The organism is Polyangium sp. y55x31 (assembly GCF_029946505.1).
Taxonomy (GTDB): domain Bacteria; phylum Myxococcota_A; class Polyangia; order Polyangiales; family Polyangiaceae; genus Polyangium.
In genome coordinates, this window is the sequence record NZ_JARZHG010000007.1 from 321,118 (window position 1) to 336,095 (window position 14,978).

General features: G+C 66.9%; 11 protein-coding genes. 4 read left to right on the plus strand and 7 right to left on the minus strand.

Going from position 1 to position 14,978, the window contains the following annotated elements:
• Positions 1-29: 29 nt before the first annotated feature.
• Positions 30-956: an SUMF1/EgtB/PvdO family nonheme iron enzyme gene (locus tag QHF84_RS16500; protein WP_281314260.1), complete on the plus strand. Its 927-nt coding sequence runs from the start codon at positions 30-32 to the stop codon at positions 954-956.
• 7 nt (positions 957-963) lie between these two features.
• Positions 964-1,806, plus strand: coding sequence for a PhnD/SsuA/transferrin family substrate-binding protein (locus QHF84_RS16505; RefSeq protein WP_281314261.1), 843 nt, complete (start codon positions 964-966; stop codon positions 1,804-1,806).
• Between the two features lies 1 nt (position 1,807).
• Here QHF84_RS16505 and QHF84_RS16510 read toward each other — a convergent pair whose 3' ends face one another.
• Complete coding sequence (locus QHF84_RS16510) at positions 1,808-2,836, minus strand: aldo/keto reductase (RefSeq protein WP_281314262.1); 1,029 nt, start codon at positions 2,834-2,836, stop codon at positions 1,808-1,810.
• A gap of 215 nt (positions 2,837-3,051) precedes the next feature.
• Between QHF84_RS16510 and QHF84_RS16515 the strand changes: the two genes are divergently transcribed.
• Positions 3,052-5,460 (plus strand): SBBP repeat-containing protein, encoded by a 2,409-nt coding sequence (locus QHF84_RS16515; protein WP_281314263.1) that lies wholly within the window; start codon positions 3,052-3,054, stop codon positions 5,458-5,460.
• Positions 5,461-5,466: 6 nt separating this feature from the next.
• On the opposite strand, the gene QHF84_RS16520 is transcribed toward QHF84_RS16515, so the two are convergent.
• The 6 genes from QHF84_RS16520 to QHF84_RS16545 form a co-directional block, all read right to left on the minus strand.
• Positions 5,467-7,137 carry an FAD-dependent oxidoreductase gene (locus tag QHF84_RS16520; protein WP_281314264.1) on the minus strand — a complete coding sequence of 557 codons (1,671 nt, stop codon included), beginning with the start codon at positions 7,135-7,137 and terminating at the stop codon, positions 5,467-5,469.
• Between the two features lie 28 nt (positions 7,138-7,165).
• Positions 7,166-8,380, minus strand: coding sequence for an aminotransferase class V-fold PLP-dependent enzyme (locus tag QHF84_RS16525; protein ID WP_281314265.1), 1,215 nt, complete (start codon positions 8,378-8,380; stop codon positions 7,166-7,168).
• 13 nt (positions 8,381-8,393) lie between these two features.
• Positions 8,394-8,897, minus strand: a complete 504-nt coding sequence (locus QHF84_RS16530) for a hypothetical protein (RefSeq protein ID WP_281314266.1) — start codon at positions 8,895-8,897, stop codon at positions 8,394-8,396.
• Positions 8,898-8,953: 56 nt separating this feature from the next.
• Positions 8,954-10,378 carry a reverse transcriptase family protein gene (locus QHF84_RS16535; protein WP_281314267.1) on the minus strand — a complete coding sequence of 475 codons (1,425 nt, stop codon included), beginning with the start codon at positions 10,376-10,378 and terminating at the stop codon, positions 8,954-8,956.
• Positions 10,379-10,443: 65 nt separating this feature from the next.
• Entirely contained in the window at positions 10,444-11,520 is a 1,077-nt protein-coding gene (locus tag QHF84_RS16540) for an Rpn family recombination-promoting nuclease/putative transposase (RefSeq protein WP_281314268.1), read from the minus strand.
• 51 nt (positions 11,521-11,571) lie between these two features.
• Positions 11,572-13,449 carry an AAA family ATPase gene (locus tag QHF84_RS16545; RefSeq protein ID WP_281314269.1) on the minus strand — a complete coding sequence of 626 codons (1,878 nt, stop codon included), beginning with the start codon at positions 13,447-13,449 and terminating at the stop codon, positions 11,572-11,574.
• Between the two features lie 311 nt (positions 13,450-13,760).
• On the opposite strand from QHF84_RS16545, the gene QHF84_RS16550 reads away from it, so the two are divergent.
• Positions 13,761-14,600, plus strand: coding sequence for a hypothetical protein (locus QHF84_RS16550; protein WP_281314270.1), 840 nt, complete (start codon positions 13,761-13,763; stop codon positions 14,598-14,600).
• Positions 14,601-14,978 lie beyond the last annotated feature (378 nt).

The window sequence follows — 14,978 nt, forward strand, 5'->3', positions numbered from 1 at the left end:
TTTCTTTTCGTCGTCGGAGGATGGTTTCCATGAAGGCTCTTCGTTGGCTCACGTTCGGTACGGCGTTCCTCGGCTTTGGCCTCGCGGCCGCATTCGGCTGCGGCGGCGGCGCGCAGGAGGGCGGCGGCGCCGTGAAGGAGCCGGGCGCGGGCACGACGGACGCAAAGCCCGCCGAGACGGCTGCGAAGGCCGACCCGCCGCCGAAGAGCGACCCTGAGCCCGCGAAGACGGCCGAAGCGACGCCCGAGCCCGCGAAGACGGCCGACGCCAAGCCGCCCGAGGCCCCGAAAGCGCCGCCGAGCCCGTGCCCCGAGGGAATGGCGTTCGTCAAGGGCGGCACGTACAAGATGGGCTTCCTGAAGAACGAGGCGAAGATCGCCGATTTCTGCTTCGACAAGACGGAGGCCACGGCGAAGGACTACGAGGCGTGTGTCGCGTCGAAGAAATGCAACGACGCGTTCGCGACCTGCGCGCCCGAGGCGACGTACAAGAAGGCCGGCAAGGAAGATCATCCGATGGTCTGCGTCGATTTCCAGCAGGCGATCGATTATTGCACGGCGCAAGGAAAACGCCTGCCCTCGGACGAGGAGTGGGAATGGGCGGCGCGCGGCGGCGAGGAGGGGCGCGCCTATCCCTGGGGCAATGAGGCGCCGAAGGATCAGCTCTGCTGGTCGGGCGGGAAAGAGGGGCTCTTGAAAGGCACGTGTCCGGTCGCGGCGCACCCGGCCGGCGCGAGCAAGGACGGTCTGCTCGGCATGGCGGGCAACGTCTTCGAATGGACGACGAGCGCGCAGGACGCGAAGACGAAGGACCGCGTGGGCCGCGGCGCGAGCTGGCGCGACGGCATTCCGAACATGTTCCGCGTGGAGCGGCCGGGCCGGTTCCAGGTGACGTACCGGTGCGGATTTCTGGGCATTCGTTGCGCAATGCCTCCCGCAGGGGCGGCAGGCAAATAGGGCGATCATGGGGGGGCTCCTGTTCGTCCTGCCGCCCGCGCTCGGCCGCGCCAAGGCGGAAGCGCGCGCCGAGCTCATCCGGGCCGCGCTGGAGCAGAAGCTCGGCGAGAGCGTGGAGACCCACGTGGCCATGAATTACGCCGATATCGAGGAGCGCACGGCCTCCGGCGAGGCGCAGCTCGTATGGGCGCCGGCCGGCGTGACCGCGAAGCTGCCCGCGGCCCGCGCGGTCCTGACGATCGTGAGGCAGGGACAAACGAATTACTGTTCGGCGATCGTGGCCCGGAAAAACGCAGGATTGCGGCTCTCGGCGCTCGCCGGGACGAAGGCGGCGTGGGTGGATCCGCTCTCGGCCGGAGGGTATTTGCTGGCGCTCGCGAAGCTCAGGGCCGAGGGGATCGACCCGGCGAAGACGTTCGCGTCGCAGATCTTCCTCGGCTCGCACCGGGCCGCGGTGGAGGCGGTGCTTCACGAGACGGCCGACGTCACGGCCGTCTCGTCGCACAAGACGGACGCGGCGAGCATGGCGGAAAAACTCCGCTGGTATGCGGGGCCCGCCGGGGACAAACTCACGGCGATTGCGTTCACGGAGAGCTGCCTGAATGATGCGATCGTGCTGCCCGCTTCGCTCTCGGAGGCGAAGGCGATCACGCTCGCGCAGAAGCTCGTGCCCACGACGCCGAGCGAAATCGCGCGGTCGCGGCTGCTCTCGGCGCTGGAGGCCGAGGGGCTCGTGCAGACGCCCCTCGAAGAGTATCACCGCCTCGCGCCGCTCTTGACGCCGCCGCCGGCGGAGGACCGGATCACGCTGATCCCGCCCTCACGCTCGTCGCGGCCCTCGTGGCATTGAGCTACCAGCGGCCCTGCTGCACGCGGCCGATCATCTCGTAGGGATATCCGGGCTCGAAGGCGCTGGCCTCGTCGAGGCGCTTCATGTCCTCGGCGGAGAGCACGAGCTCCGCGCCGGCGAGGCAAGCGTCGAGCTGTTCGATGTTGCGCGCGCCGAAAATGGCGCTCGTGACCGCGGGCTTGTGGATGAGCCACGCGAGCGCGACCGCTGCCTTCGTGCTATTGCGCTCCTGGGCGACGGCGGTGACCGTGTCGAGAATGCGCCAGTTGCGCGGGGTATCGAAACCGGCGAGCTGGCTCTTCCACTTGTCGAGCCGCGCGCCCCCGGGCGGAGGCTGGTTTTTCTGGTACTTGCCGGTGAGAAACCCACCCGCGAGCGGCGACCACGGCAAGATGCCGAGCCCGAATTTCTTGCAGAGCGGCACGTGCTCGCGCTCGAGCTCGCGCGAGACGAGGCTGTATTGCATCTGGAGCGACACGAACGAGCTCAAATGCGAAGTCCGGCTCGTCCAGAGGCTATCGGTGAGCCGGTACGCCGCATAATTGCTGGCGCCGATGTAGAGGACTTTTCCTTGGCGCACGAGGTCGTCGAGCGCGCGGAGCGTCTCTTCCTCGGGCGTGTCGTTGTCCTGCATGTGAATCTGGTACAGGTCGATTCGATCGGTGCGCAGGCGCCGGAGGCTGTCCTCGACGCAGCGCATGATGCGATATCGCGAGGCGCCCGTGCCGTTCGGGCCGTCGCCCATACGAAAGCGGAATTTCGTGGCGAGGACCGTGCGCTCGCGGTGCTTGCCCTGCACGAGCCAGTTCCCGACGACGCGCTCGGACAGGCCCTCCTGCCCGTAGACGTCGGCCGTGTCGATGAAATTCACGCCGCGGTCGAGGGCGCGGCTCATGATTGCGTGGGCTGTGGGCTCGTCACAGCCCACCTTGTGCATGAACGATTTCTCGTCGGCCTCGCCGAACGTCATGGCGCCGAGGCAAAGGGTGGAGACCTTGACGCCGCTGTTTCCGAGGGTGCGGTATTCCATGCGGTCCTCTCGCTTGGTTTGATGGGCCGTCCGAGTCTAGCGGCGAAAGCGCCGCTGTCGACCCCACCGGCGTCACGGTCCCCTCGGCCCAGGGCCCCGTCACCCGGCGCTCGGCTGCGCTCGAGGCGGCGCGTGGCGCGACGTCTCCGTCCCCCGCTTCGTAGCGCTTCCGGGCCATTGACGCGCGCCCGCCGCGCAGGTTACCTGCGGGGATCATGAAACGTCGATTCTCCCGCGCTCGGATGTCCTGCGTCTCGCTCCTCGTCCCCCTCGCGCTCGTTTCTGGCTGCGCGGCCGGAGGCAATACGACGTCGAGCTCGAGCAGCGGCGGCCAGGGCGGCGACGGCGGCGAGGGGGGCTGGGGCGGGCCCGGGGGCACCGGCGGCACCGGCGGAATGGGCGGCACCGGCGGAATGGGCGGCACCGGCGGAATGGGCGGCGCGGGTGGGAGCGGCGGCCAAGGCGGCGTGGGTGGAAGCGGCGGCGCGGGCGGCAGCGGCGGCGGGAGCGTGTGTACGCCCGGCGAATTGGATGCGTGTTATTCGGGCCCGCCGGGCACGCAAATCATCGGCCTGTGCAAAGCTGGGCTCAAGACGTGCCTCGACGACGGGAGCGGATATGGCCCGTGTGTCGGCGAGGTCGTGCCCGTGGCCGAATCGTGCCAGACGATGGGCGACGACGATTGCGACGGACTCTCGAACGAGGAGGGCTGCGCCTGTAACCCCGGCGCGACGGCGCCTTGTTACACGGGGCCGATGGGCACGCTCGACAAGGGGTCGTGCAAGGCGGGCACGCAGACGTGTAATGCCGAGGGCACGGCGTACGGGGCCTGCAATGGGCAGGTTTTACCGGCCGCCGAGACGTGCCTTTCTCCGGCAGACGAGGATTGCGACGGGCTCGTCAACGAGAGTGGTACGGGCTGCGTCTGCACTCCGGGATCCACCACGGTTTGTTATACCGGACCGGGCGGGACGCTCGGCGTCGGCATTTGCAAGGCGGGCACGCAGACGTGTAATGCCGACGGCACGGCCTATGGGCCCTGCGTGGGGCAGGTTTTACCCGCGACCGAGACGTGCGCGACGCCGGACGACGAGGATTGCGACGGGCTCATCAACGAGAGCGGCGTGGGCTGCGTCTGCCAGCCGGGATCCACCACGGTTTGTTATACCGGGCCGGGCGGGACGCTCGGCGTCGGCATCTGCAAGGCGGGCACGCAGACGTGTAATGCGCAGGGCTCGGCGTACGGGCCTTGCATGGGCGAGGTCTTGCCCCAGGCCGAGAATTGCATGACCCCCGAGGACGAGAGCTGCACCGGGCCCGTGGGCGACATGTGCGCCACGATGGGGTGGATCCGGTCGTTCGGCGATACGTTCGATCAGGACATCATCGACGTCGCCACGGACGCGCAGGGCAACGTGATCGTCGTGGGGCAGTTCGTCGGGACGATCGATCTCGGCGGAGGGCCGCTCTCGACGCCGAACACGGTGCACGACATCCTCGTGGCCAAATACGACGCGCAGGGCAATCACGTCTGGAGCCATCGATACGGCGCGAACGGCACGGACGGGGCGCGCGGCGTGGCCGTCGACAGCGCGGGAAACATCGTGGTGACGGGGGTTTTCCAGTCGACGGTCGATTTCGGCGGCGGGCCGCACGTGAGCGTGAGTGGAACGAGCGACGTGTTCGTGCTGAAGCTCTCGTCCGCAGGCGCGTTCCTGTGGAGCCGGGCGTACGGGGCCGCGGGCGGGGACGAGGGCTCGGCGATCACGGTGGATCCGGCGGGCAACGTGATCGTGGCGGGTCATTATCGCAACACGGTCGATTTCGGCGGCGGCGCGTTGACGGCCGCGGGTCTCGACGACCATTTCGTGCTGAAGCTCGATCCAGCCGGGCTCCACGTCTGGAGCCGGAGCTACGGCGACGCGAACAGCCAGGGGATGCGAGGCGTCGCCACGGACGCGACCGGCGCCGTGTATTTCACGGGCTTCATGGAGGGGACGGTCAATTTCGGCGGAGCGGACCTCATCAGCGCGGGCGGTCAGGACGCGATGCTGGTCAAGCTCTCGGCGGCGGGGCAACATCAATGGAGCCGCCGCCTCGGCGGAATCGGCACGCAGGTCGGCAATGGCGTCACCGTGGACGGCGCGGGGAACGTGATCGTGATCGGCACAGCCGCGAGCACGGTCGATTACGGCGGCGGAGACATGACGAGCGCGGGCAGCAACGACATCTTCGTCGCGAAGTACGCCGGCACGGGCGTGTTCCAGTGGGCCAAGCTCTTCGGGGACAGCGGCGATCAGGTCGGATTCGCCGTCGCGACGGACGCGCAAAACAACGTCGTGCTCGCGGGCCGGATGACGGGCTCGGTGAACTTCGGCGGCGCCTCGCCGATCGCGAGCCTGGGCGGCAACGACGCCTTCGTCGTGAAGCTCGACGCCCTCGGCGCGCACGTGTGGAGCCGCCGGGGCGGGGACAACCTCGAGCAATGGGGCCGCGCCGTGGCCGTGGACGGGTCGAGCAACGTGCTCGTCGGGGGGCGATTCCAGGGCACGCTGGACCTCGGAACCGGCTTCGTATCGAGCGCCGGCGCCAATGACGCGTACGTGGCGAAGCTCTTGCCCTGACCGCGATCAGATCATGACGCCGAGGTGGGCCGCCACCTCGCCCACCGCCGTATACGCGGCTCCGACGGCATTCTCGAACGCGGGCAGGCCGTCGGAGTCGTGGCAGGCGAAGCTGATCTTGCCGAGCGGCTTCTTCGCCGAGAGGCGCGCCGCGCCGAAGACGAAGCCCTTTTCGGCGGTGAGCATCGCGTGCCCCCAGCGATAGATGTCGACGCCGGTGACGGTCGCGCGCACGCCGGGGATGACCTTCTCCAGGTCCGCGAGGATACGCTCCTCGTACTCCTCGAATGGCTTCGTTTGCAAGTCGATGCGGGCCGTGGGCCCGAAGAGCGGGCAATAACAGGAGAGCACGTTCGGCCGATCGAGCGGGGCGGCCGCGGGATCGGCGTGGCTCGTCCAGTCGGCCACGATGAAGTCGGTGAAGATGAAATCGCCGTGGACCCAGTTGTCGAAGCCGAGGTTCGGCGGCGTCTCGTTCACGTACACGGCCGCGACGATGTAGGGCGTGTATCGATACTCCTTGGCCTCGTCGCGCCCCGCGGCCCCGAGCTCGGGCACGACGTGCTTCGCGATGTACCGGTTCGCCGCGTAAATCGCGGTCTTGGCACGGATCGTGGTGATCGCGCCGTCGATCATGAAAGAGACGTGGACCTCCTCGCCCTCGTTTTTCACGCGGAGGACGAATGCGCCGGTCTTGATGCGATCGGCGCCGATCTTCTCGGCGAGCATGAGCGCGAGGTAGGCATTGCCGCCCGGCTGGGAGAGGACCGGGCCGAATTCTGAGCAGAGAAACCCGATCGCGGCCCAGGCCGAGACCTTGTCGTGCGTCGTGCCGAGCGCGGAGCGGACGTACGGGTCGAAAAACTCGCTGACCTCGGGCGCCCAGCCCTTCGCGGCGACGTATTCGGACAGCGTGAGGTTGTCGAGGCCGCGGACCTCGGGATCCGTGGTGGAGTTGTCCGTCGGCGTGTCGAATCCGAATTTCTGGTCCTGGCCCTCGTAGCTGTACCAGCCGATCATGTCCTGGCGGAAGGCCTTGAGGTCGTCGATGACGTCCGTCGGATAAGGCAGGGCATCCATGCCCGCCTCCCAGCCGTCCTCGTACCATTTGCCATCGAACCAATCGCCGTTCGCCGGGCCCTTGACGATGTATTTCTCGTCGACGATGGGCCCGCCGTCCATGTCGTAGCCCGTGATGATGCCGAGGTCCTCGTACGTCTCGTTGAGGTTGTCGTTGTACGGAAAGACGGTGTACGCCGCGGCCTGGCCGTGCGTGCGGTCCGGATCGCCGCCCTTCTTGGCGACGCCGCCCACGGGGTCCTCTTTTTCGAGGAGGAGGATGTTCGTGACCCCGCTCCGCTGCAATTTGCGCGCTGCGACGAGACCGCTGATGCCGCCGCCGATGATCACGCAATCGTAAAGATCCCCCGAGACGGCGGGCAATTCGAAGGACTTGCCGTCGCGGACCTGGTGACAGATCGTGAAGACGTCGCCCTTGTACTGCGCGCCCGGCGGCGGGGTGCCCGTGCCCCCTTCGTCGCTGCATCCGGTGCCGAGGCCGCCGAGGAAGATCCCGGAGGCGCCGACGAGCAGGCCATTGAGAAAGTCGCGGCGTCGAATGCCAGACGCCAGCGTCCGGACGGGCTTCTGGTTCGGGGGGTCACTCTTGAATTTCATGCGCACCTCCTGAGGATCCGGGAGGCGCTCAAGATACCCCTTCGGCCCGGAGCGCGTCTACGAGGCGCGTATATTCTTCCGGATCGTTGTAGATTTGCGCCGAAATACGGAGAACCCTGCCGCGCGGGGGCGGAAAAGGGATCACGGGGACCTCGATGCCATGACGCGAAAAGAGGGCCTCCTGCAAAGGGTCGAGGAAAAGCGGGGGCGCGAGCGGATCGCCTCCGGCATCCGGCAGGCGGACGGCGGCGAGCGAGCCGATCATGGACGCGGGCGCGGGCGGAGGCGTGCCGAGGGCCTCGCACAAACGCTCCCGCGCGGCGAGAGCTGTCCGCCGGTTGTGCTCGGCGAGGGCCGGCGCGCCGCCCGGGAGGAGAGAATCCAGGAAACGAATCGCCTCGGGGAGGACGAGGTACGGCGTGGGATCGTGCGTGCCGGTCCAGTCGAATTCGAGCCGGAAGCGCGATAGATCCGTCCGAGGGCTGTTCGCGCCGTGGCTGATCGAGAGCGGGCGGATCTGCGCCTGTTTGTCAGGGCGCACGTGGAGAAACGCGGCTCCCTTGGGGGCGCACATCCATTTGTGGCAATTGCCGGTGTAATAGGCGGCGCCGAGCGCGCGGAGGTCGAGCGGGACCATGCCGGGGGCGTGGGCGCCGTCGACGAGGGTATCGATGCCGCGGCGGGCGAGCTCGGGGACGAGGCGCTCGACCGGGAATACGAGCCCGGTCTGGCTCGTGACGTGGTCGACGAGCGCGAGGCGGGTGCGTGGCCCCGTGCAATCGAGGACGGCTCGGACGACGTCGTCGGGGGATTCGAGCGGAAATGGTACCGCAGCGACGACGACGCGGGCCCCGGCGCGCGCGGCCGCGGCCTCGAGGGCATTGCGGCAGGCGTTGTATTCGTGGTTCGTCGTGACGAGCTCGTCGCCGGGGCGGAGGTCGAGCGAGCGAAGAACGGTATTGACACCGGCCGTCGCATTGGGGACGAACGCGAGGTCCGCGGCGCCCGCGCCGACGAAATCCGCGAGGGCCCGAAGGGCAGCGTCGAGGAGCGGCTCGAGCTCGCGGACGAAAAACCGAACGGGCTCACGCTCCATCTGCGCCCGGAATCGATCCTGCGCCTCGCGAATGCGGAGCGGGCAGGCGCCGAAGGAGCCGTGATTGAGGAAGGTGATGGTGGGGTCGAGATCCCAGAGCGCCCGAACGCGGGCTGCGTGGGAGGGAGGGTATTCGTGAAGGGTCATCGGGTGCGGCGGTTCAGCGGCTGGCGATGAACAGGAGGCTGCCGCCGATGATGAGCACGTACAGGCCGAGGAGCACGACGGTCATCATGCCGACGAACGCCCAGAATTCGCGCTGGCGCTCGATCGCGGTCGCGATGAAATCGAGGCGCCCGTCGGTGGCGATGACCTGATTGATGCTGTCACGATACCGGAAGAGGCGCGAGCCGATGACGGCGTAGAGAACGGCGAGCACGAGGTACACGATGAAAGCGACGGCGCCGACCTCGCCGATCGCTCGTGCCATCGGGGACGAGGTCATCGCATAGAGGCCGAAGACCACGAGGCCGACGGCGCCGATGTAGCTCAGGGTGCCGAACAGGGTGATCCAGGGCCGCGTTTTCTGGAGCGAAAAGACGATCGCGTCGATCGAGGGATCGTGCGGGGTGTCGTCTTCGGCCGGCTTCTTTTTCTTGGGCCGCTTCGTGGTGTTCGTTTCCTTGGGCGCTTCGTACGGATTCAGCTCGTCCTCTTTCGACACGATTCCCTCCCTCCCGCACGTGGGATCCACGCGAGAGTGGCTCCATGCAAATAGGATTATTTCGACAGGATCTCCTCGACCTCGCGCTGCCATTTCGCGCCGAGCTCGGGGTGAATCATGCGCACGTACGCCGCGTACCCGCGCAGCCAGGCCGGAAAGTCGGGTTTTCCGCGGGCCTGGGAGGCGACGCCGTGGCGGCGGCAGTTGTTGAGGATGGCCTTGAACCGCCTCCGCTCCTCGCGCGGGATGGACGGCTTCTGGTCGACGACGAGGCCCGTCACGCGCTGGCGATTGCCCTTGCGCATGATACGGCGCTTCTTGACGTTCTCCGCAAAACCCTCCTGCTGGAGGATCGCATTGACCCACCAGAGGAACCGCCCGAGGCGCGCGGGCGGGTCGCGGAAGGAGAACGTGAGGTCGTCGGCATAACGGGTATACGTCGCGCCGGTCTTCTTGGCGAGCGCGTCGAGGCGCGCGTCGAGGCGGCGGCAGACGAGGTTCGCGAGGGCCGGCGAGGTGGGCGCGCCCTGCGGCAATGCGCCCGGCCAAGCCACGGCGCCATCCGGCAGCTTGGCGCGGTGGGTCGTGAGGCCGGCGAGCGCGACGGCGACCTCCTCGTCGTAATGGCGCCGGAAGAAGCCGACGACGCGGCGGTAATGGACCGTGGGAAAGAAGTCTTCGATGTCGACGCGCACGACGACGGCGGCGCCGACGTGGGGGGTCGCATTGGTGAGCGTGGAGCGCTCCTCGATGAAGCCGTGGGCCGCGGGGTGCGCGGGGATCTTGGCGAGGATCTCGCGCAAAATGGCGCGCTGGACGCCCTTCAATCGGACGCGGGGGGCCGAGATCTTCCGAAGTCCGCCGGTGCGCTTCGGGATCTCGAACTCGACGTATCCGCTCCCCTTGCCGGTGCCGGGGCGCATGAGGGCGGGCAGCTCGCCGAGCTCGACGCCGACGAGCTTGGCCACATGGGCGCGGCTGCTCAGCTTGGGGACATCGACCTTCGGCGGGGTCCGGGTCGGGGCCGCGCCGCGGCGGAAGACATACCGGGAGCGAAAGAGGCCGAAGGTCCAGCCCGTGGGATTCCAGCCCCCGGGCGAGAGGGGGCTCGAAAACCGCGACGGGGAGGCGCGCCGATCGGGCGGCGCGACATCCGCGAGGCCGAGCGTCTGGACGGCGCCGCGCGCGGCGCTCGCGACGGCATTGTCGGCGTCCTTGACCATGCGGCGAAGGTGCTGCGCCGCGTTTCCCCGAGCGAAGACGAGCGGGACGATGCGGACGCCGCGGAGCCGCTCGCGCGGATCCTCGCTGCGCAGGAGCTTGCCGACGGGCCCGACGAAGGCGCGGCCCGCGTAGAAGCGCGCGACCTCGTACTCGGCGAGGCCCTGGTGTCGCTCGAGCAGCTCGGCGACGCGATCGAAGTTCGCGTCGGGATCGGCGAGCAAGGGCTTGAGCTCGAGGAGGAGGCCGACCAGGCTCATGGCGGCGCATCCTACCAGGGATGGGGGGAGGTTTTTAAGGGGGATGGAAGCGATACGCGAGGAGCTCAGCGCCCGCGGGGGCGGCGCTGCGGGGACTTGCGCGCAGGGGTCTTTCGGGCGGGCTTCGGCTCAGCCGGGGTATCGGTGCCGAGGACCTCGGCGAGCGTGGAGGCGGTGAGGATCCGGTCCGCCATGCGGTCGAGCGCCTCGATCGTGGCCGCGTCGAGGACTTCCTTGACGGAGACGGGGAGTTCGCCGAAGCGGAGCTTGAGCTGGCGTGCGAGCGTGTCGCGACGGCCCTCGCGTTTGCCTCGTTCGATCCCTCGTTCAATCCCCCGTTCGATCCCTCGTTCGAACCCCTTCTGCTCGAGCCGCTCGCCGGCGTGGAAGATCTGATCGAACACGCTGTCGCCCACGGCTTTCCGCACCGCCATGACTACCTCGTCCTCCTCTCGTTTGCCGACCTTCCGAAGATACATCATCACCGCCGTGATCGCAGCATCCCCGTCCGGCGCACGTACCACCTGCTGGAGCACCTCCGCCCACCGGCCGAGCCCTGCGAAGAGCTCCTCCGGGCTCCGTGAATGACGGAAGAGGTACAGGACCAACCGACCGAGCATCGTCATCGCCCGCCGCGACAGCTCCGCGTCGTCCACGCGGCTGATGTCGTCCAGCACGAACCCGAACCGAGGCACGTGTTCGAGCACGGAAAGGCTCGCCGCGTCGATGTCCACGAGCTCCTCGAACCGCCGTGCCGCGCGCCACCCGGTCTTGCTGTGGTGCAAGACGACCGGAACGATCGGCGGCAACTTCCTCGCCCGCGGGTGTTCGTCCCGGTACGAGCGCCAGATCCGCACCATGTACTCGAGCAGCCGCAGGAGCAGCCACGCGTCCACGTAACTCTGGTGCTCCCAGAGCACGTAGATGAAGGCGTCGCGGCCCGCGATCTTGGCGGAATACAGCAGATCACTCCGGTGCCCGTCGAGCTCCGGATCCACGAAATGCCCCGGGGCGAGCGCGAGGGTCGAAAAGTCGACCTTCTCGGCGAGCGCCGCCGGGAGCATCGTGCGCAGCGCCGGGGCCGCGTGCTCCGGATTCGAGAAGACGTACTGGAAGAGCGCGTCGTGCGGGTTGTCGGTCATGCGCCGACAAACGAGCGTACCTGGAAAAACCCGGACGTCCAGCCGATATTCTCAACGCGGCGCCAGTCGCTCGCGGCCCTTGTCGAGGACATTGCTCAACAGGTCGGCGAGCTCCCGTAGATCTTCGGGCGCATGCTCGGCAATCCACTGCGTCAGCCGCACCGAATGCTCGGTCTTCTGGTACGAAACCCGTGTCTCGGAAAGCTCGGTGAACAGCCGCTCGAGAAGCTTGGCGCCATGGATCGAGTCTTTCCAGCGGTCTCCGTCGAAGGATGCGGAAGCGAAATACTTGTGCCGCTTCACCTCGGTACTTCCCTCGCGCCAGGCATCGAGCTGACCTCGAATCCACGCATCCACCTCGGCATCCGTCACCGGCTTCTCTCGGAAGTCGGTGATTTCGTTGATCACCGCGGCGATGGCGCGAGGGTTGAGTAGATAGTTTTCGTAGAGGCGCCGCGGCGTGAAGGTGACCACGCCGTTGCTCTGCGTTCGGATGTCGGACATCTGCTTTTCGGTGCGTTCTTCCTTGTCGAAGACGAAGCCGACGGCGGGGGGTAGGAGCCCCTTGGCTTTGCTGAGGCGCTCGTAGATCTCGAAGACCGTCTTCGCGTGGCGCCCTTCGAGATCGCCGGTGCTGTTCACGGCGATGATGGCCGTGCCGAGGAGGGGCTTGCGCGCGACCTTCTCCAGGATGATCGGAACACAGATCTCTTCGGTGGGCCCCTCGACCCAGAGGACGTCATCCGCGCCGAACGCGTCCGAAAGGCGGGCGCCGATGTCCACGAGGTAACGCCGCAGTTGCTCGTTTTCGGCGGGATCGATGACGACGAAGTCGCTCGCACCGTCGCGCTGCGTGACGAGCGTGATGGTCGACGGGTTCGCCGCGGCGATGACGGTGGGTGAATGGGTCGTGAGGATGTACTGGTGCTGGGGATGCTCCTTGAAGACCTCGATGAGCTTTCGGACTGCGCCCGGGTGAAGGAAGCTTTGCGGCTCGTCAATGAGGATGGTGCGCGGACTGTCCGAGTTGAGGACGACGTAGAGCATGGCGAGCACCTGGCCGACACCGGTGCCGCATTCGTCCAACGGGACAGCGAGATCGAGGCGCTCGGTGGAGGGGTCGTGGGGCCAGGTAAGAAGTTCGACCTTGTTATCGGACAGGTTGCGAACCGTGACCTGACGAATCTGTGACAGGACGCGGTGCAGTGTTTCGTTGTACTTACGGAAGCGAAATGGATTGCTTTGAAGGTTCGAGAGGACCTCTGCAAGGTTCGATGCGTCCGATCTGAGTACCGTGTTAGGACCGAACGCACAGATTCCGAGGTTGAACCGCTCGGCACGAAAAGAATATGCGGTACGCTGATATTGTTGAGCCAAACTAATACTGGGACCAACGCTACCCGTACTTTGAACATAATGATCAAATTTAGGCATCCCATTGGCATCAACACTAAATACGACACGTCGGTTCGGGTCAAACTCGTAGTCGATATGCTTGAGCCCAATGCCCGGATGCCAGGCTACTCGAAATATATCCTTTCCGAGCAGCCAAGTTATCAGCCTATCATTTCGGTGCTCATCAGTGTTTGAGTATGTGAAGCCATGCGTCCCAGAAAACCGCGATCCTTGTTTGGGCTGAGCTAGCTGTACCTCACGGCCAGGAACCAGGACTAGGGCGCGTAACTCGTCCTGGTCGATCCGAAAGCTTACGCGTAGTGCTGACGGTGTCGAAGATGCCTTCCCCACCTGCGGCACGGTCGCCAAGCTGCGATGGGGCTTGTCCGAGATGGACAGCGAGAGAGCTTCGAGCAGCGCCGTCTTCCCCGCGTTGTTCTGCCCCGTGATGATGTTGATCCCAGTGGTCAGCTTCAGCTCCGAGGACTCGCGATAGCTCTTGTAGTTCGTGATCTGAATACTCGCGATGTGCACCGCCGCCTCCTGGTCTGGCCATCCGCGCGCCTACCAGATGGCCCAGGACGCCGCAAGGCACCTCCAGGACACCCCTCCCCTTCCAGGACACCGACCTCCGCCTCCAGGACACCTCCCTCCCCCTCCAGGACAGCAGGACGCCCCCTGCCCAGTCCCGCCCGAACGCAAAATTCCTGCTCGGACCATTGCAGCCTGACAGACGGTGATTATCCCCAGCGTTCACTCATTTCGGAGGCGGGCTCATCCTCCTCCGTCGACCGGAGCGCTGCCGGCCGCGTTCGGCTCGTCTGCGCCCCAGGGAGCTTTACATCATGTCGAAGCCGAGCACCGATTTCGTGCGGTGGTCCGAGGTCGTTCGTTCCATGAACGTCGACGCCGAGGCGTTGCCCCAGTCGCCCGTGCCCTTGCACGTGCTCTTCGGGGAGGCCGTGGACGTCGCGCGGTTCTTCGAGAAGTATTACAAGACGCAGGTCGGCGAGGGAGGCGTGGTCCTCCGGCGCGGACTCGATTCCGTGGCAGGCCGCGGGAAGGGGAAAGGCGCGCGGAGGATCGGGCCGAAGACGGGCAAGGAGATCCTGTCGATCCAGCGCGCCGCGCAGGAAGCGCAGACGCGGTATCTGCTCACGGTCGATACGGCAAAGCCCGACGAGGATCCGCTCGAGCGGGGGCTGTTTTTGCTCGGTGAGATCAAGGCCGCGCTCACGTACCATTTCGATGACGGAGTGACAGACGCGGCCGATGCGCAGCTTGCGCGAGTGAGCGCGGCGCACGAGGCGGATCCACGCTCTGCCGACGCAGTCGCGGCGGCGCTCGCAGATCATGCGGCGCTCGCGGCTACGTACGAGAAGGAGCTCGACGGGTTCGGGGGATTCTCGGCAGCCTACATCGACGAAGCGAAGAAAGTGGCGGCAGCGCTCCGAGAAAAGCCCACACGCGTGGCCACGAGCGAGGCGACGAGGGACGCGCTCTTGCTGCGGAATCGGCTCGTGGCGCTGCTCCTCGAGCGAATCGGGATCGTGCGGGCTGCCGCGCGGTTCGTGTTCCGCGATCGACCCGAGATCGTGCGAGAGGCGACCAGCGAGTACGCCCGCAAGCGGCGCGCGGAGGCGCGGCGCACCAAGGAAAGCCCCGCGGAGACGGCGGTCGGCTGACCCGGACGGCGAAGAAGGCTCCCGGAGACCTCGCCACTTGCTCGGCAGAGGCGTGCACAAGACCTACAGCTGCAAGCTGTATCGCCCCGCAGGGCGGTCTCGTGACGCATCATTCTTACATGGGGTACAGGTCGCAGCCGCGACGTGACATCGCGGGGTGATAGCTGGCTGCTCGTGTCCCCGGGAGCCGTCCCCATGGGAACATATTTTCCCGACGCAGGGAAGCCCCGAAAGAAAGCCGCTCACGAGAGGCGCCGCCACCTGCTCGGCAGACGCGTACGGGGACGAAAAGCCCTGCGGGGCGGTCCCCGTAACGCTTCGTTCCCCATGGGGAGTCGTTCGCAGCCGCGACGTGACATCGCGGGGTGATAGCTGGCT

What these genes read in the sequence shown, in the direction of transcription:
- QHF84_RS16500 (WP_281314260.1), top strand. Translation starts at nt 30, where the DNA reads ATGAAGGCTCTTCGTTGGCTCACGTTCGGTACGGCGTTCCTCGGCTTT.
- QHF84_RS16505 (WP_281314261.1), top strand. Translation starts at nt 964, where the DNA reads ATGGGGGGGCTCCTGTTCGTCCTGCCGCCCGCGCTCGGCCGCGCCAAG.
- QHF84_RS16510 (WP_281314262.1), bottom strand. Translation starts at nt 2,836, where the DNA reads ATGGAATACCGCACCCTCGGAAACAGCGGCGTCAAGGTCTCCACCCTT.
- QHF84_RS16515 (WP_281314263.1), top strand. Translation starts at nt 3,052, where the DNA reads ATGAAACGTCGATTCTCCCGCGCTCGGATGTCCTGCGTCTCGCTCCTC.
- QHF84_RS16520 (WP_281314264.1), bottom strand. Translation starts at nt 7,137, where the DNA reads ATGAAATTCAAGAGTGACCCCCCGAACCAGAAGCCCGTCCGGACGCTG.
- QHF84_RS16525 (WP_281314265.1), bottom strand. Translation starts at nt 8,380, where the DNA reads ATGACCCTTCACGAATACCCTCCCTCCCACGCAGCCCGCGTTCGGGCG.
- QHF84_RS16535 (WP_281314267.1), bottom strand. Translation starts at nt 10,378, where the DNA reads ATGAGCCTGGTCGGCCTCCTCCTCGAGCTCAAGCCCTTGCTCGCCGAT.
- QHF84_RS16540 (WP_281314268.1), bottom strand. Translation starts at nt 11,520, where the DNA reads ATGACCGACAACCCGCACGACGCGCTCTTCCAGTACGTCTTCTCGAAT.
- QHF84_RS16550 (WP_281314270.1), top strand. Translation starts at nt 13,761, where the DNA reads ATGTCGAAGCCGAGCACCGATTTCGTGCGGTGGTCCGAGGTCGTTCGT.